Source organism: Roseibium aggregatum (assembly GCF_017309185.1).
GTDB classification, from domain to species: Bacteria; Pseudomonadota; Alphaproteobacteria; order Rhizobiales; family Stappiaceae; genus Roseibium; species Roseibium aggregatum_B.
Window position 1 is genome coordinate 1,777,383 of the sequence record NZ_JAEKJZ010000001.1, and the last position, 19,669, is coordinate 1,797,051.

Below are 19,669 nucleotides of genomic sequence, written 5' to 3' on the forward strand. Positions count from 1 at the left end.
GGAAAGGAGCGACAGTCATTTCAGCGACGAAGATCCTCTGGGGACAGATCTCCATCGTCTTCCTCATCATTCTGGGCACCACCTGGGGCGCGACGCAATACGTGGCCGCGAGCCTCGGCTATCAGGCACAGCTGGGCCCGCCCTGGTTCGTGCTGTTCGAGACGCCCGTCTACTATCCACCGGCCATCTTCTGGTGGTGGTATTTCTACGAGGCCTATGCGCCGCCGATCTTCGCGACCGGTGGGATCATCGCCGCCTCTGGGGGCTTCATCGCCATCGGCGTAGCCATCGCCATGTCGGTCTGGCGCGCCCGCGAGGCGCCCAACGTCGCGACTTACGGTTCTGCCCGATGGGCCGAGAAGGGCGAGGTGAAGGCGGCCGGACTTCTTGACCCGGATGGCGTGGTCCTCGGTCGCTATCAGCGGGAATATCTGCGCCACGATGGGCCGGAGCATGTACTCTGCTTCGCGCCGACGCGATCCGGTAAGGGGGTAGGGCTCGTCGTGCCCTCTCTTCTCACCTGGCCCGGCTCGGCCATCGTTCATGACATCAAGGGCGAGAACTGGCAGCTGACCGCAGGGTTCCGGGCCCGGCACGGTCGGGTCCTGCTCTTCGATCCAACCAATCCAGACTCCTCGGCCTACAACCCCCTGCTCGAAGTCCGCCGTGGGGAATGGGAGGTTCGCGACGTCCAGAACATCGCCGATATCCTCGTGGACCCCGAGGGGAGCCTGGAGCGGCGGAATCACTGGGAGAAGACCAGCCACAGCCTGCTCGTCGGTGCGATCTTGCATGTGCTCTATGCCGAGAAGGACAAGACCCTGGCTGGTGTCGCAAACTTCCTGTCCGATCCGCGGCGTCCCGTAGAGGCGACGCTGCGTGCCATGATGCGGACGCCGCACCTAGGCGAGGCGGGACCGCATCGCGTGGTTGCCAGTGCCGCCCGCGAATTGCTCAACAAATCCGAGAATGAACGTTCCGGCGTGCTTTCGACGGCGATGTCCTTCCTTGGGCTCTATCGTGACCCTGTCGTCGCGCAGGTTACGCGCAAATGCGACTGGCGGATCAGCGATATTGTCGGCGGAGCGCGCCCCATTACGCTGTATCTCGTGGTGCCCCCTTCGGATATCAACCGCACTAAGCCGCTTATCCGCCTGATCCTCAACCAGGTCGGACGACGTCTGACCGAGGATCTGCAGGGCAAGGATGATCGTCATCGGCTGCTCTTGATGCTTGATGAGTTTCCGGCGCTCGGCCGCCTCGACTTCTTCGAAAGCGCACTCGCCTTCATGGCGGGTTACGGCCTGAAGAGTTTCCTCATCGCCCAGTCGCTGAACCAGATCGAGAAGGCTTACGGTCCGAACAACTCGATCCTCGACAATTGCCACGTCCGGGTGAGCTTCGCGACCAACGATGAGCGCACGGCCAAGCGGGTTTCTGATGCTCTCGGTACCGCCACTGAAATGAAAGCGATGAAGAACTATGCGGGGCATCGTCTGGCGCCCTGGCTCAGCCATCTCATGGTGTCGCGATCAGAAACTGCGCGGGCGTTGCTCACCCCCGGCGAAATCATGCAATTGCCGCCAACCGATGAGATCGTGATGGTGGCCGGCACGCCCCCGATCCGGGCGACGAAAGCACGGTATTACGAAGATGAGCGGTTCAAAGAGCGTGTCCTGCCGCCCCCCGATTTGGTGGATGTTGGCGTTTCAGAGGAGAATGACTGGAGCGGTCTGTCAGTCCCAAAGCAGGACGACGAGCCTGAGCGAGCATCCGAGACGGGATCGGAGGATGAGGAACCGACAGCGTCCGAGCGTCGTCTTCAGCCGGAACTGGCTCAGGCTCAATCGCGCGACAGGCAGACATCTCTCGAGAACGAGTTTGAATTCGATCCACCCGAGGATGAGGAGGATGGCGCAATCCGCATTCGACGTATCCTGCACCAGATGCGCGGTGTCGCGCGTCAGGTCTCCCTCAATCCCGACGACGGCATGGAGCTTTGAGCATGGCCTTGAGGCGCAAGAAGACAAAGATCTCGGTCTATCTCGATCCTGAGGTCTTGCAGATGTTGGCGGAGTTTGCCGCCCGGCGCGACAGATCCCAATCGATGGTGGCCGAGGCAGCGATCGCTTCCTTCCTTTCTCCGGATGACGCGGAGTGGCGCGAGGCGGTTCTGGCCAGACGCTTGGATCAGATCGACAGACGGATCACCCGGCTGGAACGGGATGTGGGGATTTCCGTCGAAAGCCTGGCTGTGTTCATCCGTTTTTGGCTTGCGACAACACCGGCTCTACCGGAACCCGCGGCCAAGGCAGCACGGGCGAAAGCAGGTGAGCGATACGAGGCGTTTGTCGCAGCTCTTGGCCGGCGCCTCGCACAGGGGCCGAAACTGCGACAGGAAGTATCCGAGGATGTGCATGAGGGCGCAAAGCATCCAAAAGGTACGTCGAAGGAACATTGATTTCTGGTGACGCAAATGGGTTACCGCCGGTAGTGTCATTGTCGTTGGCTTGAACGGTCCTCTCCTGACATCCGCTCTATCGTGACCCGCCGCGGCTTAGCTTCCCATGACCGGCCATTCGCCCAGGTGGCGACTCCGAGGCACAGGAGAACTCACCCTTTGCGGGACGAAGTGCGAATTCGCTGCGGCTGCTCCAAAGGCCACTTTCAAAAGCGAGTGCAAAGGCACGGGTGATGTTCCGGGCCAGCCAACATGGAAAGTTTACTGCACATATATACAGCTATACAGCGCTGGAATGCCACCAAAGCCCTGGAAGCTTGTCACGGTGATTGAATATGCCTTCATCACCTAAGACTAGATGGCAACAACCCGTACTCTTGAAGATAGCCCTCAAGACGCGGTGCTGCTCCATATGCTTCAACCAAACGCAAGTAGCTCTCAATTGATGACCGGGATGCGGGTAGGTTAGTGAGCGTCGCCCGCACCATCGTGTTCTTATCGGTTGCGCGCGACGAAACGAACTCCACGATGCTTGTCTTGTATCCGACCATTTCCAGAAGCAAAGCGCGCATAGTGTCAGCGACAACGTACGTCATGCGGTCCCGGTAAATCTGGTGCTTCATCAATAATTTATCTACCAAACCCGCTCTCATTCTTCTGCGAAAGCTGTGCTGACAACAAGAGACCGAAAGTATGTTGCGCGCTCTAGATTGGATGCCGAGAGCGATGGCTTTGTCCGTTGCAAGATCACAGGCATGAAGCGCATAGACAACATCTGGCCTGATACTCAACTCAACGTCCAGAATGTCCGCATCGCGGAATTGCATTCCTGAGAAACCCAGATTGTTCGCCATATTGGCGGCCTTGTCCATAAGGGCCGAATTTGTGTCGATGGACTTGATCTCAACAGAGCGTCCTAACAGGGAATGATAGTATTGGTAGACAAAGAAACTGAGAGCACAACTCCCCGCAGCACCATCGACAAATTGAAGTGACTTGCTCGCTGAGTAGCGATTTGAGACGGCTGCGATCTGCTCAACAAATGCGAGAATCTGTTCAACCTTTTTTTGTAAACGGCGGCTGGATCCCACCTGTTCGCTCCCGTCGTGATGCTGGAATCCATACCCATTGTCGATTTGGGGATGGAGGCAGGTTTGGGAGTCCATAGAGAGCTCCATATGGAGTCCGTATGCGGTTATGAGATTTTGCCGCGCGACACGGGAATGCGCCGTTGGCCCAATGAAGTGAAGGGGCAGCTTGTCGCGGAGACCTATCTTCCCGGGGTGACAGTGAACGAGGTCGCCCGGCGTGTCGGCATGAAGCCCAACCATCTCTCGGCATGGCGTCGTTTGGCGCGGGAGGGCAAACTTGTGGTGCCGGATCTTCCGGGAGCGGAGTTTGTACCAGCCGTTCTGGAACCGTCTCCGGCGCCCGTTGAAGAGGATGCGAAGCCGCTGGCCACGGTGGAGATCATTTACGGCGGAACCATAATCCGGCTGGAAGCTTCCGTGAGCCCGGACAGGATTGCTGGGATCGTGCGCGCTCTTGGGCGTGGATCATGATTTTCCCCTCGAACCGTGTGCGTATCCTGGTGGCGACAAAGCCAGTCGACTTCAGAAAAGGACATGATGGGCTAAGCGCCCTGGTCCAGTCCGTTTTGCGCAAGGACCCGTTCACCGGCACGGTTTTTGTGTTCCGGTCCAGGCGAGCCGACCGCTTGAAGCTCCTGTATTTTGACGGCACCGGCCTGGTCATGGCTTACAAGCGGCTGGAAGATACGACCTTCACCTGGCCCGCCGTTCGGGATGGTATGATGTCGTTGAACCATGCCCAGTTCGAGGCGCTGTTCTCGGGCCTGGACTGGCGCAAGGTGAAGGCATTGGAGGCTCGTTCTCCGGCTGCGGCAGAATGAATCAGGTGCCGGAAATGGCGGGCATCCGGAGCGGTCCCGGGTTATTCTCGGCCCATGCCTTCCACTGTCGCCATCGATCTTTCCGCGATCCCCGCTGACCAGCGTGAGGCTGTCGCCGCGCTCCTGCGCGAAAGGGATGCGCTCAAGGAGATCAACAGGCGCCTGGAGCACCTGGTCGCGGAGTTGAACCACGCGGTTCACGGCAAAAGGTCGGAAAAGCTCAGCGAAGATGAACGGCAATTGGCTTTCGAAGACCTCGAGACTGCCATCGCCGAGGTCGAAGAGAGCCAGGACGAGCAGCGCCCTTCCGAGGGCAGAACCCGCCGTCCTGCCCGTCGCAATCGGGGCAACCTGCCGAAGGACCTTCCCCGCATCGAGCGTTTGATCGAGCCTGACAGTCTTGAGTGTCCCTGCGGTTGCGGGGTGATGCACAAGATCGGCGAGGATCGCACGGAGCGGCTCGACATCGTGCCCGCACAGCTGCGCGTGATCGTCACCGTCCGCCCCAAATACGCCTGCCGCGCCTGTACCGACGGCGTCACCCAGATGCCGGCACCGGCGCATCTCATCGAAGGCGGTCTGCCGACGGAAGGCGCCATTGCGCATGTTCTGGTTGCCAAGTACGCGGACCATTTGCCCTTGCACCGGCAGAGCCAGATCCTTGCCCGGTCGGGCATCGATATCCATCGGAGCACGCTGGCGGATTGGGTCGGCACCGCCGCGTTCCACCTCGCACCCGTCGTTGACCGGCTGGCCAAGCATCTGAAGGTGTCGACCAAGCTGTTCATGGACGAGACCACGGCGCCGGTGCTGGATCCGGGCCGCGGCAAGACGAAAACCGGGTATCTATGGGCCTTGGCCCGAGACGACCGCGCCTGGGGTGGGGACGATCCACCCGGCGTGGTCTTCTTCTATGCGCCTGACCGCCGCGGAGAGAACGCGGAGAAAATCCTTCGTGGCTTTGACGGGATCCTGCAACTCGACGGCTACCAGGGCTACAACTGCCTGACGCGCTCGTCCCGCAAGGGCGGCGATCCGATCCGCGTGGCCCATTGCTGGGCCCACGCACGGCGGAAGCTGAAGGAGGTCTTCGACCGCGACGGCTCCGAAATCGCCGCCGAGGGCCTGCGCCGGATCGCTGAGTTCTACAGGGTCGAGGCCGATATCCGCGGCACGGCGCCAGGGCAGCGGCACTCGGCCCGGCAGGCCCGCACCGCGCCTCTGGTCGCCGCCTTCGGGGAATGGCTGCAAGAGCAACGTCGCCGGGTCTCCGCCAAATCCCGCCTCGGTGAGAAGCTTGCCTACATCCATCGCCACTGGGACGGTTTGCAGACCTTCCTGCACGATGGCCGTGTCGAGATTGATAGCAACAGTGTCGAGAATCTAATCAGGCCAATTGCACTGAACAGGAAAAATGCATTGTTCGCCGGTCATGACGAGGGCGGCCGCACCTGGGGCCGCATCGCATCCCTCATCGAGACCGCGAAAATCAACAGCGTCGAGCCCTTCGCCTATCTCAAGGCCACCCTCGAAGCCATCGCCGCCGGCCATCCGAAAAGCAGGATCGACGAACTCCTGCCGTGGAACTTCACCCCGTCAAGCTGAAAACCGATGGGCCGCAGACGGCGCTTACCTTTTTTTGCTTGTCCTGACGGCTCTTGTTTTCAGGAACGACAAAGCCCAGCTCCTCACCCAATCCGCATAGGGCGATCTTTTGGTTTCGCGCGACATACATGTCGGCCTCCATTTAAATGTAGGCGGCATGGTCTTGAGGATTTGTAAGGATTTGAGGCGGCAGAGCGTCATTGAATGCGTCGATCCTGAAAACAACCCGAACAAACGCACCAAGACACATTCCAACCGTCACGCCACTTTTCAGGCGCGATGATGTTTTAGGAAGATACCGACTGTGCAGGCGTCTTCCGCGAAAATGTGTGATTACGTATGTCTTAGATTTTTTTCAGGCTCCAGCCTGCGCACTTTTGGCACGGCCGGATTGGCAACATTCCTTTGTTGTAGCAGGTCGCCCCTGCTCACCGTTACCTAATTCAAGGCCAGGAAAGCGTCAATGCAGTTTCTTGGCCATATCGCTTTGGATGACGCTCCGCGCGCTGTGCCAGAAGGCAGATGCGGGCATTCATTTCCTTTGCCGCATTGCCCAAAGTGGGCTCGGCACCGCCTTGCAACGCCACCGAAATGGCCCCGTTCGTTAGCCGCGCCGGATGTCGGGACCCATCGTTCCCGGCTGAGTGGACCGACACCGCGGAGACCTAGTCATCTAGGTTGACACGAAACGTTCCTTTGGCAGTGAGCACGGGATCTTCCGCCGCTTACCTGTCTTCACACGCTATGGTACTACGCCCCTCGGAAACCTGTTGAGCCGTAGGGATTTCCGGCTTTCTTAATCGACCTCGATCCAGGGCGGCCTGTTGGAGGCGCCTGTAAAGGAGCGGGGCCGGCATGGCGAAGACCGATCAGAGACCAGAGGTGATCCGGAGAGGCGCGCGGATGCTGCGCACCGCGCTCGGGCCAGCGATCGCCCAGTTTCTGGACGACCCCATGACCGTCGAGGTGATGCTCAACCCCGATGGGCGGCTCTGGGTCGACCGACTTTCCGAGGGGCTGGTCGACAGCGGTAAGACGCTGACTGGAGCCGATGGCGAGCGGATCGTTCGGCTGGTCGCGCACCATGTTGGTGTAGAAGTTCATGCCCTGTCCCCGCGCGTCTCCGCGGAACTCCCGGAAACAGGCGAACGTTTCGAAGGGCTTTTGCCGCCCGTCGTAGCAGCCCCGGCCTTCGCCATTCGAAAGCCAGCCGTCGCGGTGTTCACACTCGAAGACTACGTGGCCGCCGGGATCATGGGCCCGATGCAGGCTGATGCGCTGCGGCAGGCGGTTGCGACCCGTGACAATATCTTGGTGGCGGGGGGCACTTCGACCGGCAAGACGACGCTGACGAATGCGTTGCTCGCCGAAGTGGCCAAGACCTCGGATCGCGTCGTGATCATCGAGGACACCCGAGAACTGCAATGCGCCGCGCTGAACCTCGTGGCCATGCGCACCAAGGACGGTGTTGCAAGCCTTTCCGATCTGGTGCGGTCCTCGTTGCGTCTGCGCCCCGATCGAATTCCGATCGGTGAGGTGCGCGGCGCCGAGGCGCTGGACCTGCTCAAAGCCTGGGGCACCGGACATCCGGGCGGCATCGGCACCATCCATGCCGGTTCCGGGATCGGCGCGCTGCGCCGTCTCGAGCAACTCATCCAGGAAGCCGTCGTTACCGTGCCCCGCGCCATGATCGCGGAGACCATCGACCTCGTTGCCGTCCTGGCCGGACGCGGCTCCGCGCGCCGTCTGGCCGAGCTTGCCCGCGTCGAGGGCCTCGGGCCGGACGGCGACTACCGGATTTCGCCTGTCATTTCAGTACCCGCCATCACTCACGAACCAGGAGATCCCGAATGATCCGTCACGATCAGCACATCCGCCGACACATCGCCACTGCGGTTGCCGCCACCTACGTCAGCCTATTCTTCGCCCCGGCTGCTCATGCCTCCGGGTCTTCCATGCCCTGGGAAGCGCCGCTGCAATCAATTCTCGAATCCGTCGAGGGGCCGGTCGCCAAGATCGTGGCGGTGATCATCATTATCGTCACCGGTCTGACGCTGGCTTTCGGCGATACCGGGGGTGGCTTCCGGCGGCTGATCCAGATCGTCTTCGGAATTTCCATCGCCTTTGCGGCCTCGTCCTTCTTCCTCAGCTTCTTCAGCTTCGGTGGCGGGGCGCTGATTTGATGGTGACGACCGTTGGCCCGCAGGGACACGAAAGGCTCCGTGGGAGCGTTTCGAGGGAGGAACGCCATGAGCGGTAGCGAATGGCAAAGCTTCGAAGCCCTCGACGCGGTGCCGGGATTCAGCGTGCCGGTTCACCGCGCGCTGACCGAGCCGATCCTGCTCGGCGGAGCCCCGCGTTCCATTGCCATTCTGAATGGCACGCTCGCAGGTGCGGTCGGCCTCGGGCTTCAGCTCTGGCTCGTCGGGATCCTGATTTGGGCCGTCGGCCACATCGCCGCCGTCTGGGCGGCCAGACGCGATCCGCTCTTCGTCGAGGCCGCCCGTCGCCATCTGCGCATTCCTGGTCATCTCTCGGTGTGAACTCCCATGATGAATCTCTCAGAATACCGCAGCACCGCCTCGCGCCTTGCCGATTACCTGCCCTGGGTGGCGCTGGTCGGGGAGGGCGTGGTCCTCAACAAGGACGGCTCGTTCCAGAGAACGGCTAACTTTCGGGGTCCCGATCTCGACAGCGCCGTTGCGGCAGAACTGGTCGCGGTGGCAGGACGGCTGAACAACGCCTTCCGCCGCCTCGGTTCGGGTTGGGCGATCTTTGTTGAAGCACAGCGCTCTGAGGCCGCGACCTATCCGGTAAGCAACTTCCCGGATGCAGCTTCCGCGCTGGTCGATGCCGAGCGCAGAGCCGAATTCGAAGAGGACGAGAGCCACTTCGTTTCCGACTACCTCCTGACGCTTCTCTGGCTTCCACCTGCGGAGGACGCGGCACGCTCAGAATCCTGGCTCTACGAGGGCCGCGAAACCTCGGGTGTGAACCCTTGGGAACAGGTGCGCGGCTTCATCGATCGTACCGATCGCGTGTTGGCGCTGCTCGACGGCTTCCTGCCGGACTGCCACTGGCTCGATGACGCAGCTACGCTGACCTATCTGCATTCGACGATTTCGACCAACCGGCACCGCGTGCGCGTACCCGAGGTGCCGGTCTATCTCGACGCGCTCTTGCCCGACCAGCCGCTGGCAGGCGGGCTGGAGCCGCGCCTGGGCAATCATCATCTCCGCGTGCTGACGATCACAGGCTTTCCCGGCGCCACGACCCCGGGCCTGCTCGACGAGTTGAACCGGCTGGCCTTTCCCTATCGCTGGTCGACCCGGGCCATCATCATGGACAAGCTGGATGCAACCAAGCTGCTGACCCGGATACGTCGTCAGTGGTTTGCCAAACGCAAGAGCATCGCCGCGATCCTCAAGGAAGTGATGACCAACGAGCAATCTGCACTGGTCGATACCGACGCGGCGAACAAGGCCGCTGATGCGGACATGGCTCTGCAGGAACTCGGCGCTGATGTGGCCGGCATGGCCTATGTCACCGCGACGATCACGGTCTGGGACGAGGATGTCCGCCGCGCTGACGAGAAGCTGCGGATGGTCGAGAAGATCGTCCAGTCCCGCGATTTCACCGTCATGGTCGAGACGGTCAATGCGGTCGATGCTTGGCTCGGAAGTTTGCCCGGGCATGCCTATGCCAATGTTCGCCAGCCTCCCATCAGCACATTGAATCTCGCCCATATGATCCCGCTCTCGGCGATCTGGGCGGGCGAGGCGCAGGACGAGCATTTCGGCGACGCTCCGTTGCTCTACGGCAGGACCGAAGGCTCCACCCCGTTCCGGTTTTCTCTGCATGTGGGGGATGTCGGGCACACCCTGGTCGTCGGCCCGACCGGCGCGGGCAAATCCGTATTGCTGGCGCTGATGGCGCTGCAGTTCCGGCGGTATCCGCGCAGCCAGGTCTTCGCCTTCGACTTCGGCGGCTCGATCCGCGCCGCCTCGCTCGCCATGGGCGGCGACTGGCATGACCTCGGCGGAGAGCTGACCGACGCGGACGAGAACTCCGTCTCGCTGCAACCGCTGGCCCGCATTCACGAGACGTCGGAGCGCGCCTGGGCGGCCGACTGGATCGTCGCCATCCTGACACGCGAGAACATCCAGATCACCCCGGATGTGAAGGAACATATCTGGACGGCACTGACCTCGCTGGCCTCGGCGCCTGTCGGGGAACGGACTATGACAGGCCTTGCGGTCCTGCTGCAATCCAACGACTTGAAGCAGGCGCTCCGCGCATACTGCGTGGGTGGACCCTATGGTCGGCTGCTCGATGCCGAGGCCGAACAGCTGGGATCGGCGGATGTGCAGGCCTTCGAGATCGAGGGGCTGGTGGGAACCGGCGCGGCGCCCGCCGTCCTCTCTTACCTGTTCCACCGGATCGGTGATCGGCTCGATGGACGCCCCACGCTGCTCATCATCGACGAGGGTTGGCTCGCGCTCGATGACGATGCCTTCGCGGAGCAACTCCGCGAATGGCTGAAGACGCTGAGGAAGAAGAACGCCTCGGTGATCTTCGCGACGCAAAGCCTTAGCGACATTGATGGCAGCACCATCGCGCCTGCGATCATCGAAAGTTGCCCGACACGGCTCCTGTTGCCCAACGAGCGGGCCATCGAGCCGCAGATCACGGCCATCTATCGTCGCTTTGGCCTCAATGACCGGCAGATCGAGATCCTCGCGCGGGCCACGCCCAAGCGCGACTACTACTGTCAGTCGCGGCGTGGCAACCGGCTGTTCGAACTGGGCCTCAGCGAGGTCGGGCTCGCACTCTGCGCGGCTTCCGCCAAATCGGATCAGGCTCTGATTGCCGAGATCTGTTCCGAGCACGGCCGAGACGGCTTCCTCGCCGCTTGGCTGACGGCGCATGGCCTCGATTGGGCTGCCGAGCTGATCCCCGTCCTCACCAATCTCGCCATCGACGCAGAGGGGGTCTCTCCGGCCGCCGCTGTTGTTGAGGACGCCGACATCGACACTGAAGAAGAGGAAGTTACACCATGACACGCAAGATCACGCCCCGGTTGGCCGGCCCGTCGTTGCTCGCCCTCGCGCTGGCGATGCCCATGGCGCCCATCGCAGCGCCGCCCGCCCATGCGCTCTTCGGCATCGGCGGCGGTCCGTTCATCGTCTACGACCCGACCAACCACGCGGAAAATCTCCTGACCGCGGCGCGCGCTCTGGAGCAGATCAACAACCAGATCGCACAGCTCCAGAATGAAGCGCAGATGCTGATCAACCAGGCGCGCAATCTCGCCAACCTGCCGTATTCCGCGCTTCAGCAGATCCAGCAGAACGTCAGCCGCACGCAGCAGCTCCTGGCGCAGGCGCAGAACATCGCCTTCGATGTGCAGAGCATCGACCAGATGTTCCAGCAGGACTATGGCAACCTTTCCCTGACGGCGACCGACCAGCAACTGATTGCCGAGGCCCGGTCCCGTTGGGAAAACACCGTCGGCGGCCTGCAGGATGCCATGCGCGTGCAGGCCGGTGTCGTCGGCAACATCGATGCCAACCGCGCAGAGATGTCCGCGCTCGTGGGGCAGAGCCAGAACGCGGTCGGTGCTCTGCAGGCCACGCAGGCGGGCAACCAACTCCTCGCACTGCAATCGCAGCAGCTCTCGGACCTGATCGCGGTGATCTCGGCAAACGGTCGCGCCAATGCGCTGTCCGAGGCCGAGCGCGCCACCGCTGCAGAACAGGGCCGCATCCAGCGCGAGCGCTTCCTGACGCCGGGCGCGGGTTACCAACCCGGCAACGCGCAGATGTTCAACTAAGGCCGGGAGGGGGAGACGATGGAGGGGAAGGTGCTGGCCCGGATCGCGGCCATCGTGTTTGTGGCGATCGCGATCACCGCCACGGTGATCGAGATGACACGCGAAGAAGATCCCGTGCCGGCCAGCACCGCGCCCGCGCTCCAGCCGCCGGCCGACCCGTTGCGCGCGACGCTTCGCCATTGCCAGCAACTCGGCGAGGCCGCCGCCAGCAATGCGGATTGCCTCGCCGCCTGGGCAGAGAACCGCGACCGGTTCCTCGGCCGGACGCCTGCATCTGAAACGCCGCAGCATTCGGGAGACCAATGAGCCATGGGTGGAACCGGCGTCATCGACAACTTCCTGGGCATCTTCACCAGCTACATCGACAGCGGGTTTGGGCTGCTCGGGGGTGAGGTGGCCTTCATCGCCACCACGCTGATCGTCATCGACGTGACGCTGGCGGCCCTGTTCTGGGCCTGGGGCGCCGATGACGACATCATCGCCCGACTGGTGAAGAAGACACTCTTTGTCGGGGTCTTCGCCTATATCATCTCCAACTGGAACAACCTCGCCCGGATCGTCTTCGAGAGCTTCGCGGGCCTTGGTCTGATGGCCTCGGGCACCGGATTTTCCGCCGCCGATCTTCTGCGCCCCGGCCGCGTCGCCCAGACCGGGCTCGAGGCCGGACGACCGCTTCTCGAGAGCATCTCCGATCTGATGGGCTGGGTCGCGGTCTTCGAGAACCTCGTTCAGATCCTCTGCCTGTTCTTCGCCTGGGCGCTGGTGATCCTCGCCTTCTTCATCCTCGCGGTGCAGCTCTTCGTCACCCTGATCGAGTTCAAGCTCACGACCCTTGCGGGCTTCGTGCTGATCCCCTTCGGCCTCTTCGGCAAGACCGCTTTCATGGCCGAGCGCGTGCTGGGCAACGTCATCTCTTCCGGCATCAAGGTCCTGGTCCTCGCCGTGATCATCGGCATCGGATCGACGCTCTTCGGCCAGTTCACCATGGGTTTCGGGGGCGTGACGCCGACCATCGATGACGCCATGGCGATTGTGCTGGCTGCCCTGTCTCTGCTGGGCCTCGGTATCTTCGGCCCCGGCATCGCCTCGGGTCTGGTGTCCGGCGGGCCGCAACTCAGCGCGGGGGCGGCCATAGGTACCGGCCTTGCCGTTGGTGGCGCTGCGATCGGGGCCGGAGGGGCAACCATGCTCGCAGCACGCGGAGCCGGATCTGCACTCTCCGGAGGCGCCGCCCTCGCACGCGGCGGCGCGGCCGCGGCGGGCGCTGCCTCGAGCGCCTACACGTTCGGTTCGATGGGCGGAGGAGGTCTCGCGGGCGGGATGGCTGGTGTAGCGCGCGCCGGGGCCGCCGCCTCGGCATCACCGCTCAAGAAGGCGTCCTCTCGCGCGGCTGGCGGCATCCAGTCCAGCTACGCCGAGGGCGTCAAGGGCGGTGTTGCGGCGACGGGCGGAACCACCTCGATGGGCACGGTCGGCGGAGCGGCGCCCGTGCCTTCTTCCAGCCCGTCCGCCTCCGATGGCCCGCCAGCCTGGGCGAAGCGCATGCGCCATAGCCAGGCCGTGAGCCACGGCGTGCGCGCTGCCGCCCATGCCGTCCGGTCTGGTGACAGCCACGGCTCGGGCACCTCCGTCAATCTCTCCGAAAGGGATCGCTCATGAACCTCTTCAGGCGCTCAGCCACTCATTATGGCAAGACACCTCAGCCAGAGACGCCTTACCAGAAGGCCGCGCAGGTCTGGGACGAGCGTATCGGCTCCGCCCGCGTTCAGGCCCGCAACTGGCGCTACATGGCCTTCGGCAGCCTGATCCTCGCGGCGGGGTTTGCTGGTGCCCTGGTCTGGCAGTCCGCGCGTGGCACGGTCGTGCCCTGGGTCGTTCAGGTCGACGCGCTCGGTGAGGCCCAGACCGTCGCTCCGGCTTCCGCCGATTACGAGCCGACCGATCCGCAGATCGCCTTCCATCTCGGCCGCTTCATCGAACAGGTCCGGTCGATTCCGGCCGACCCGATCATCGTGCGGCAGAACTGGCTGCGCGCCTATGAGTTCACCACGGATCGTGGGGCGGCCGCGCTGAACGACTATGCCCGCGCCAACGACCCGTTCACCCGCGTCGGCCGTCAACAGATCGCCGTCGAGGTGTCCTCCGTCATCCGGGCCTCACCGGGATCGTTCCGCGTTGCCTGGACCGAGCGCCACTACGAGAACGGTCAGCTTTCCACGACCGAGCGTTGGACCGCGATCCTGACCGTCGTGATCCAGACCCCGCGCAGCGCCGAGCGCCTGCGCGCCAATCCCCTCGGTATCTACGTCAATGCGATCTCCTGGTCGCGGGAGATGAGCCAATGACTGAACAGCATCTTCATGCAATCAGGTCTCCGGGTGTCAATAAGCCCACCTTGGTGGCCTTGCTGCTGTCCGCGTCCGTGCTGACGGGGTGTGCCACTAACCGGGTGCCGGAATTCAGCTACGACGAGTCCGTGCCGCCGCTGCCCACTCCGCCCGCCTCGGCTGCCGAGGAACACCCTCGGCCCTTGCACACGCCGCCAGTCTGGACAGTGGCGCATGGCGGAGCGGCGGCGGGCACACCGACCGGCCGTATCGAAAACGCCAATGCCGCCGCCCGGGTCGAGCCGCGCCGCGAGGGCTATTACAACGCCATCCAGATCTATCCCTGGTCGGAAGGCGCGCTCTATCAGGTCTATGCCGCACCGGGTCAGATCACCAATATTGCACTCGAGCCGGGCGAGCGTCTGACCGGCGCGGGGCCGATCGCCGCAGGGGATACCACGCGCTGGATCATCGGCGACACGGAGAGCGGGTCCGGATCAACCGCCCGCGTCCACATCCTCGTCAAACCGACGCGGGACGACATCTCGACCAATCTGGTGATCAGCACTGACAGGCGGGTGTATACGATCGAGTTGCGTGCGCGCGAGGCGCTCTACATGCCCTCCGTCGCCTGGGCTTATCCGGCTGCGCCCCGTGGTGGGCGACAGGCTGTGGCGACCGCGCCGACCATCCCGGCGCCGTCGGCCCGTAATCATCGTTACGGCTTGCAGATCCAGGGTGAAATGCCGCCCTGGCGCCCGGTCTCGGTCTTTGACGATGGCCGTCGCGTCTATGTCGTCTTCCCGGCTGGCATCGCCCAGGGCGAAATGCCGCCGCTCTTCGTTCTCGGCGCCGATGGAGAGCCGCAGATCGTCAACAGCCGTATCCACCGGAACGTGCTGATCGTGGATCGCCTCTTCGGCGCCGCCGAGCTCCGGCTGGGGGCCGGAGACCGCCAGCAGGCGGTCCGTATCGTGCGCATGGAGGAGGGCGAGGCGGATGCGCGAAGGGGAGGGGCGTCATGAGTGACACCGATCCTGCAGCTCCGATGCGTCTGCGCCCCGATCCGCCGCGCGTGACGAGGCTGTCGCGCAAGGTTCTGGCCGGCGTCGGGGCGGTCGCTCTGTTCGGCATTGGAGGCGCGCTGATCTATGCGCTCCAGACCCATGAGGCTGGGCCGGGAGGTGGAGAACTCTATTCCATCGACAACCGACCGGCAGCGGACGGCCTGGAAGGGTTGCCGTCCGACTATTCCGGACCGGTTCTGGGACCCGCACTGCCCGGTGACCTCGGGCGGCCGATCCTCGATGCGCAGGAGCGGGGAGTGCCCGTGGGCCCTCCGCCGATTGTGGGCCCGAATGTCGATCCGGACGCGGAGCGCCGCAGGGCAGAGGAGGAAACAGCGCGTCTGAGCGGTGTCTTTTTCCAGACGGCGTCTGGCAGGGAAACGACGGCCGGGGTCGGCGTGAACCTTCCGGGCCTGGGCGGCACCGAACAACCCGAGGGCAGCCGGCATACGGCTTTCCTCAACGGTCCGGTGGACCGGCAAACCGTCGCATCGGATCGCATTCAGCCGCCAGCCTCGCCGTACATCCTTCAGGCCGGAGCGGTGATCCCGGCCGCGCTCATCACCGGCATTCGCTCCGATCTCCCCGGCCAGATCACCGCGCAGGTCACCGAGAATGTCTATGACAGCCCGACCGGATCGCTGCTGCTGATCCCACAAGGAACCCGCATCATCGGCCAATACGATGACGGTTTGACGTTCGGCCAACGCCGCGTGCTGCTGGTCTGGAACCGCCTGATCCTTCCCGGCGGTCAATCCATTGTTCTCGAACGTTTGCCGGGGGCGGATGTGAGCGGCTATGCCGGCCTCGAGGATGGCGTTGACTACCACTGGTGGGCTCTTATGCGCGCAGCGGGTCTGTCCACGCTGCTCGCGATCGGCGCGGACCTCGCCACCGATGACGAAGACCGCCTGGTCCAGGCGATCCGCGATGGTGCTGTGGACACGATCAACCAGGCCGGTCAGCAGATCGTCCAGCGTCAGTTGCAGGTCGCGCCGACGCTGACCATCCGTCCGGGGTTCCCGGTCAGGATCATCGTCACCCGCGATCTGGTATTCGAACCCGCAGGAGGTTGATCATGACTAAACTGAAGCTTGGGCCGTTGCCCGATGACAAGCCGGTGAAGGTGACATTGGAACTGCCCGCGCCGCTTCACCGCGATTTGATCGCCTATGCCGAGGTGCTGGGGCGGGAGACTGGGCAGCCTATAAGTGATCCTGTTCGGTTGGTCGTGCCGATGCTCGAAAGATTCATGACAACGGATCGTGGGTTTGCGAAGGCGCGGCGCTCTGTTCAGGTGCCGAAGGCTGAGACCTGACGGCCATCGATTTCGCGAGACTGAGCAGCCGACGAAATGCAGGGTTGTCATTTCTCGCCGACCAAACTGCGGAGAAAGGAACCAACTCTCCCGAAATTGGGCGGTAAGTGACACCGGGGAACTGCGCCACGGTCATTGCCTCACACACCAGTGTAAGTCCACGGCCAAGTGCGACCAAAGGCAGTAAGTTGTCCAACCCGACTTCTTGAACTTCAATGTAGGGGCATCCACCAAGGCCTACTAGTTCGCGAACAAGGTGCGCGCGAACTTCGTCTCCCGATGCGGAGGCACTTACGATGAAGGTTTCCCCGACCAAGTTGCGCCAAACCAGAGTATCGTGGTCTGCAAGTGAATGATAATTTGGCAAGGCTACGAAGACACGTTCTGACCATAGTTGTGAGTGCTCGCAGTCGCGCAATTCCGGCGTCCCGGCCAGAAAGGCGACGTCGAGGCGCAAGCGTCGGATCTCTGAGGCAAGCTCTTCTGCAGGCCCGTCAATCATCTCTATCTGAACATCCTGGTGGAGCGCACAATATTCCCTTAAAAGTCTTGCGAGAAATCCCCAGGCAATGGAGGAATAGATTCCTATTCTCACAAACCCGTGCTCGCCTCGACCGACCGCTGCAACATCATGGGTACCTGCGTCAACTGTCTCGAGCGTCTTGCGGGCTGTCGTCAAAAAGCGCTGCCCTGCAAAAGTCTCGGAGATACCCCACGAGTGTCGATGAAACAATGAAGCACCGATACGGTCTTCGAGTTCCGCGATACATCGGCTGATCGTCGATTGTGACAATCCAAGCACAACACCCGCCTTGCGAAAGCTGCCCTGCTCGACCGCTGCGATGAAGTGGCGAATATGGCGTAACTCGATTTCTTGTCGCTTTGGACCCTCTTTCAAACCAGGATTCCTTATAGGCAGATGGTGATTTTGTCCCCTTCGAGGAAATAGACAGCACTCACGATTAACAGGTTTTCGGATCGGACAATGCCTCTCAAGAACGGGAGAGACTTGTGTTAAGCGGTTCTTCCGGGTCCAAGTATTTTATTTCGTTTTTCTGTTTGCCCCGATATTCTCATCAGTAGGCCGATGAATTTCTGATTGCACCGGTTACACAACGCCGTTAATCAAATGCAAGCTCACGCATTGGCCCCCGTTTTTCATGCGTTCGAAGACGACTCTTCCGTCTAATCTCTCCATTGCGCTTGCCACAATCGTTAAACCAAGCCCACTTCCATTCGGGCTTCCTTCGTGCCCTCTCTTGAAACGAGTGTTCATCATTTCTAGCTCCTCATCGCTCATGCCCGGACCCTGATCCTTTACGGATACAGCGTTGCCCTCGAGGACAACCAAGACTTCGCCGCACTCAGGTGAGGCATGGATGGCGTTTTCGATAATGTTTCGCAGTGCAGTTTCAAATAGGAACGGGTTTGTTGACCGAACTAAATTCTCTGCCGACCTTTGCGTCTCGAGAGTAACAGATTTCTCTTTCGCAAATGGCAGAAGATCTGTGACGAGTTCGATGGCCAATTGATGAAGGTCCGTGTCCTCGAAAGCCAGTTCTGATTTCTCGACAAACGACAACTCGAGAAGCTGCCGTACCATCCTATCTGTTCTATCAACCGATCGCTCCAGCGCATCGAGCGCATTCTTTCTAATCTTGGGATCATCTGATAATCGTAGGATCTGAGTCTGAGTGCGTAGTCCTGCAAGTGGAGTTTTGAGTTCGTGCGCCGCATAAGTCGTAAAATCGCGTTCAATATTTCGTGCGGCCGCTACTCTTGAAAAAAGAGTGTTCAAGGCCTGGCGGACGGATTCGATTTCTGGAGGAGAGACGCCATCGGGAATGGCGCTCAGATCATCTGGTGCCCGGCCTCGTAAAGCAAAGGCTAGTCGCTCTAGGGGCGCCATCCCTTTCGCAACACTTAACCACAAAATAGCTCCCAGAATAGGAAGCGCTAACGCTCCCGGAAGCAAAAGCCCTTCCAGAACGTCCCAGACCAGACGGTGGCGAACGCCAAGACTGTCGCCCACCATCACGCGGACACCTAACTCTTTATTGATCAACGTATAGACGCGCCAAGGCTCGCCATTTACGACTGACTGCGAATAACCTTCGGAGACTCGATCGGTCAGTTGGACATCCGGAGCACCACCAGACTGGCCGACTATGCCCCCATCAAGCGTCCAGATTTGACAGGACAGTTGCCGGGAAAAACTCGATTCTGACTGGAGCGGGATCGCGTTTGGACTCGTTTCGGCTTGACCGACCTCAATCTGGCGATCCGCAAGAAGGGACGAAACCATGTGAGCCGCCTCATACAACCTGGCGTCAAGCACGCGCTCGACCTCCGCGCGTGTCGAAGTCTGTATCCAGATGACCGCGAACAGCCAGACGGCGCTGGTGGCCACCATGAGAATGAAAAAGAGCTTCAGTCGGATGGAGATGGCTTGGTCTCCTCTTCGGCCAGTCGATAGCCCAGCCCACGCACAGTTTCGATATAGGATCGACCGATTTTGGTGCGAAGCTTGTGAATATGCACTTCGACCGCGTTGCTTTCGATGTCTTCCTGCCAGCCGTAGAGCTTTTCCTCCAGCATATCCCGCGACAGTATATGCCGGGGGTGTTCGATGAGCGCGGACAGTATCGCGAATTCTCTCTTGGAGAAGGAGATGGGCTTGTCGCCGTAACGACCAGTCAGTGAAGAGGTGTCAATAGAGAGTCCGTTATAGCTTAGAATGCTACTAGCCCGACCGACACGCCGCCTGAGCATCGCACGAAGACGTGCGGAAAGCTCGTCCAAGTCAAATGGTTTGCCAAGGTAGTCATCAGCGCCCGCATCGAGACCCCGGACCCGGTCGCGAACGCGATCCCGCGACGTTAGCAGTAACACCGGAAGTCGCACCCCCTGCGAACGGATCTCCTCGAGTAGGTCCAGCCCGAGACCGTCCGGCAACATGATGTCAAGCACGATGCCATCGAAATCGACGGTCTCGATTGCCGCCCTGGCATCGGCGATTGTCGCTACATGATCGGGAGTGAACCCGGTCAGGCGCAGCCCTACGGTGAGACCGTCGGCCAAAATGTCGTCGTCTTCCACAATCAGTATCCGCATCATCGCTCCTTCCTCTTCCGACGTTACTTGTC

20 protein-coding genes are annotated in these 19,669 nt (G+C 61.7%); 16 read left to right on the plus strand and 4 right to left on the minus strand.

Translation table 11 applies throughout. The annotated features are described in order from the left end of the window. Positions 1–17: 17 nt before the first annotated feature. Together JF539_RS07660 and JF539_RS07665 are read left to right on the plus strand one after the other, a co-directional pair. Entirely contained in the window at positions 18–2,003 is a 1,986-nt protein-coding gene (locus JF539_RS07660; protein ID WP_207140883.1) for a conjugal transfer protein TraG, read from the plus strand. Positions 2,004–2,005: 2 nt separating this feature from the next. Further along, positions 2,006–2,461 carry a CopG family transcriptional regulator gene (locus JF539_RS07665; protein ID WP_207139716.1) on the plus strand — a complete coding sequence of 152 codons (456 nt, stop codon included), beginning with the start codon at positions 2,006–2,008 and terminating at the stop codon, positions 2,459–2,461. 344 nt (positions 2,462–2,805) lie between these two features. On the opposite strand, the gene JF539_RS07670 is transcribed toward JF539_RS07665, so the two are convergent. Then, entirely contained in the window at positions 2,806–3,627 is an 822-nt protein-coding gene (locus JF539_RS07670) for a methyltransferase (RefSeq protein WP_207139717.1), read from the minus strand. Positions 3,628–3,639: 12 nt separating this feature from the next. Between JF539_RS07670 and tnpA the strand changes: the two genes are divergently transcribed. The 14 genes from tnpA to JF539_RS07740 all read left to right on the plus strand — a co-directional run bounded on the left by tnpA (position 3,640) and on the right by JF539_RS07740 (position 16,523). After that, positions 3,640–4,023 carry an IS66-like element accessory protein TnpA gene (tnpA, locus tag JF539_RS07675; RefSeq protein ID WP_209017038.1) on the plus strand — a complete coding sequence of 128 codons (384 nt, stop codon included), beginning with the start codon at positions 3,640–3,642 and terminating at the stop codon, positions 4,021–4,023. Further along, the gene (gene tnpB, locus JF539_RS07680) at positions 4,020–4,373 is read left to right on the plus strand and encodes an IS66 family insertion sequence element accessory protein TnpB (protein WP_023001579.1); all 354 of its coding nucleotides are present in this window, start codon (positions 4,020–4,022) and stop codon (positions 4,371–4,373) included. The genes tnpA and tnpB overlap by 4 nt, the downstream gene beginning before the upstream one ends. 54 nt (positions 4,374–4,427) lie before the next feature. Next, entirely contained in the window at positions 4,428–5,978 is a 1,551-nt protein-coding gene (gene tnpC / locus JF539_RS07685) for an IS66 family transposase (RefSeq protein WP_207139718.1), read from the plus strand. An 855-nt stretch (positions 5,979–6,833) separates the two neighbouring features. Then, a complete protein-coding gene (gene trbB / locus JF539_RS07690) occupies positions 6,834–7,832 on the plus strand; it encodes a P-type conjugative transfer ATPase TrbB (protein WP_207139719.1) in 999 nt (332 codons plus the stop codon). Continuing rightward, entirely contained in the window at positions 7,829–8,161 is a 333-nt protein-coding gene (locus JF539_RS07695) for a TrbC/VirB2 family protein (protein ID WP_207139720.1), read from the plus strand. The genes trbB and JF539_RS07695 overlap by 4 nt, the downstream gene beginning before the upstream one ends. Before the next feature lie 66 nt (positions 8,162–8,227). Next, positions 8,228–8,521: a VirB3 family type IV secretion system protein gene (locus JF539_RS07700; protein ID WP_207139721.1), complete on the plus strand. Its 294-nt coding sequence runs from the start codon at positions 8,228–8,230 to the stop codon at positions 8,519–8,521. 6 nt (positions 8,522–8,527) lie between these two features. Next, a complete protein-coding gene (gene trbE / locus JF539_RS07705; RefSeq protein WP_207139722.1) occupies positions 8,528–11,038 on the plus strand; it encodes a conjugal transfer protein TrbE in 2,511 nt (836 codons plus the stop codon). Beyond that, complete coding sequence (gene trbJ, locus JF539_RS07710; protein ID WP_207139723.1) at positions 11,035–11,811, plus strand: P-type conjugative transfer protein TrbJ; 777 nt, start codon at positions 11,035–11,037, stop codon at positions 11,809–11,811. The genes trbE and trbJ overlap by 4 nt, the downstream gene beginning before the upstream one ends. Positions 11,812–11,829: 18 nt before the next feature. Continuing rightward, positions 11,830–12,117 carry a putative entry exclusion protein TrbK-alt gene (gene trbK-alt, locus JF539_RS07715; RefSeq protein ID WP_207139724.1) on the plus strand — a complete coding sequence of 96 codons (288 nt, stop codon included), beginning with the start codon at positions 11,830–11,832 and terminating at the stop codon, positions 12,115–12,117. A 3-nt stretch (positions 12,118–12,120) separates the two neighbouring features. Then, positions 12,121–13,470, plus strand: coding sequence for a P-type conjugative transfer protein TrbL (gene trbL / locus JF539_RS07720; protein WP_207139725.1), 1,350 nt, complete (start codon positions 12,121–12,123; stop codon positions 13,468–13,470). Next, positions 13,467–14,156 carry a conjugal transfer protein TrbF gene (gene trbF, locus JF539_RS07725; RefSeq protein WP_207139726.1) on the plus strand — a complete coding sequence of 230 codons (690 nt, stop codon included), beginning with the start codon at positions 13,467–13,469 and terminating at the stop codon, positions 14,154–14,156. The genes trbL and trbF overlap by 4 nt, the downstream gene beginning before the upstream one ends. Then, positions 14,153–15,163: a P-type conjugative transfer protein TrbG gene (gene trbG / locus JF539_RS07730; RefSeq protein ID WP_207139727.1), complete on the plus strand. Its 1,011-nt coding sequence runs from the start codon at positions 14,153–14,155 to the stop codon at positions 15,161–15,163. The genes trbF and trbG overlap by 4 nt, the downstream gene beginning before the upstream one ends. Then, positions 15,160–16,281, plus strand: a complete 1,122-nt coding sequence (locus JF539_RS07735; protein ID WP_207139728.1) for a TrbI/VirB10 family protein — start codon at positions 15,160–15,162, stop codon at positions 16,279–16,281. The genes trbG and JF539_RS07735 overlap by 4 nt, the downstream gene beginning before the upstream one ends. 2 nt (positions 16,282–16,283) lie before the next feature. Beyond that, positions 16,284–16,523: a DUF2274 domain-containing protein gene (locus JF539_RS07740; protein WP_207139729.1), complete on the plus strand. Its 240-nt coding sequence runs from the start codon at positions 16,284–16,286 to the stop codon at positions 16,521–16,523. Here JF539_RS07740 and JF539_RS07745 read toward each other — a convergent pair. The 3 genes from JF539_RS07745 to JF539_RS07755 all read right to left on the minus strand — a co-directional run bounded on the left by JF539_RS07745 (position 16,456) and on the right by JF539_RS07755 (position 19,637). Next, the gene (locus JF539_RS07745; RefSeq protein ID WP_207139730.1) at positions 16,456–17,421 is read right to left on the minus strand and encodes a LysR family transcriptional regulator; all 966 of its coding nucleotides are present in this window, start codon (positions 17,419–17,421) and stop codon (positions 16,456–16,458) included. The genes JF539_RS07740 and JF539_RS07745 overlap by 68 nt on opposite strands. Positions 17,422–17,631: 210 nt before the next feature. Continuing rightward, entirely contained in the window at positions 17,632–18,936 is a 1,305-nt protein-coding gene (locus JF539_RS07750; RefSeq protein ID WP_207139731.1) for an ATP-binding protein, read from the minus strand. A 17-nt stretch (positions 18,937–18,953) separates the two neighbouring features. After that, positions 18,954–19,637 (minus strand): response regulator transcription factor, encoded by a 684-nt coding sequence (locus JF539_RS07755; protein ID WP_207140885.1) that lies wholly within the window; start codon positions 19,635–19,637, stop codon positions 18,954–18,956. Positions 19,638–19,669 lie beyond the last annotated feature (32 nt).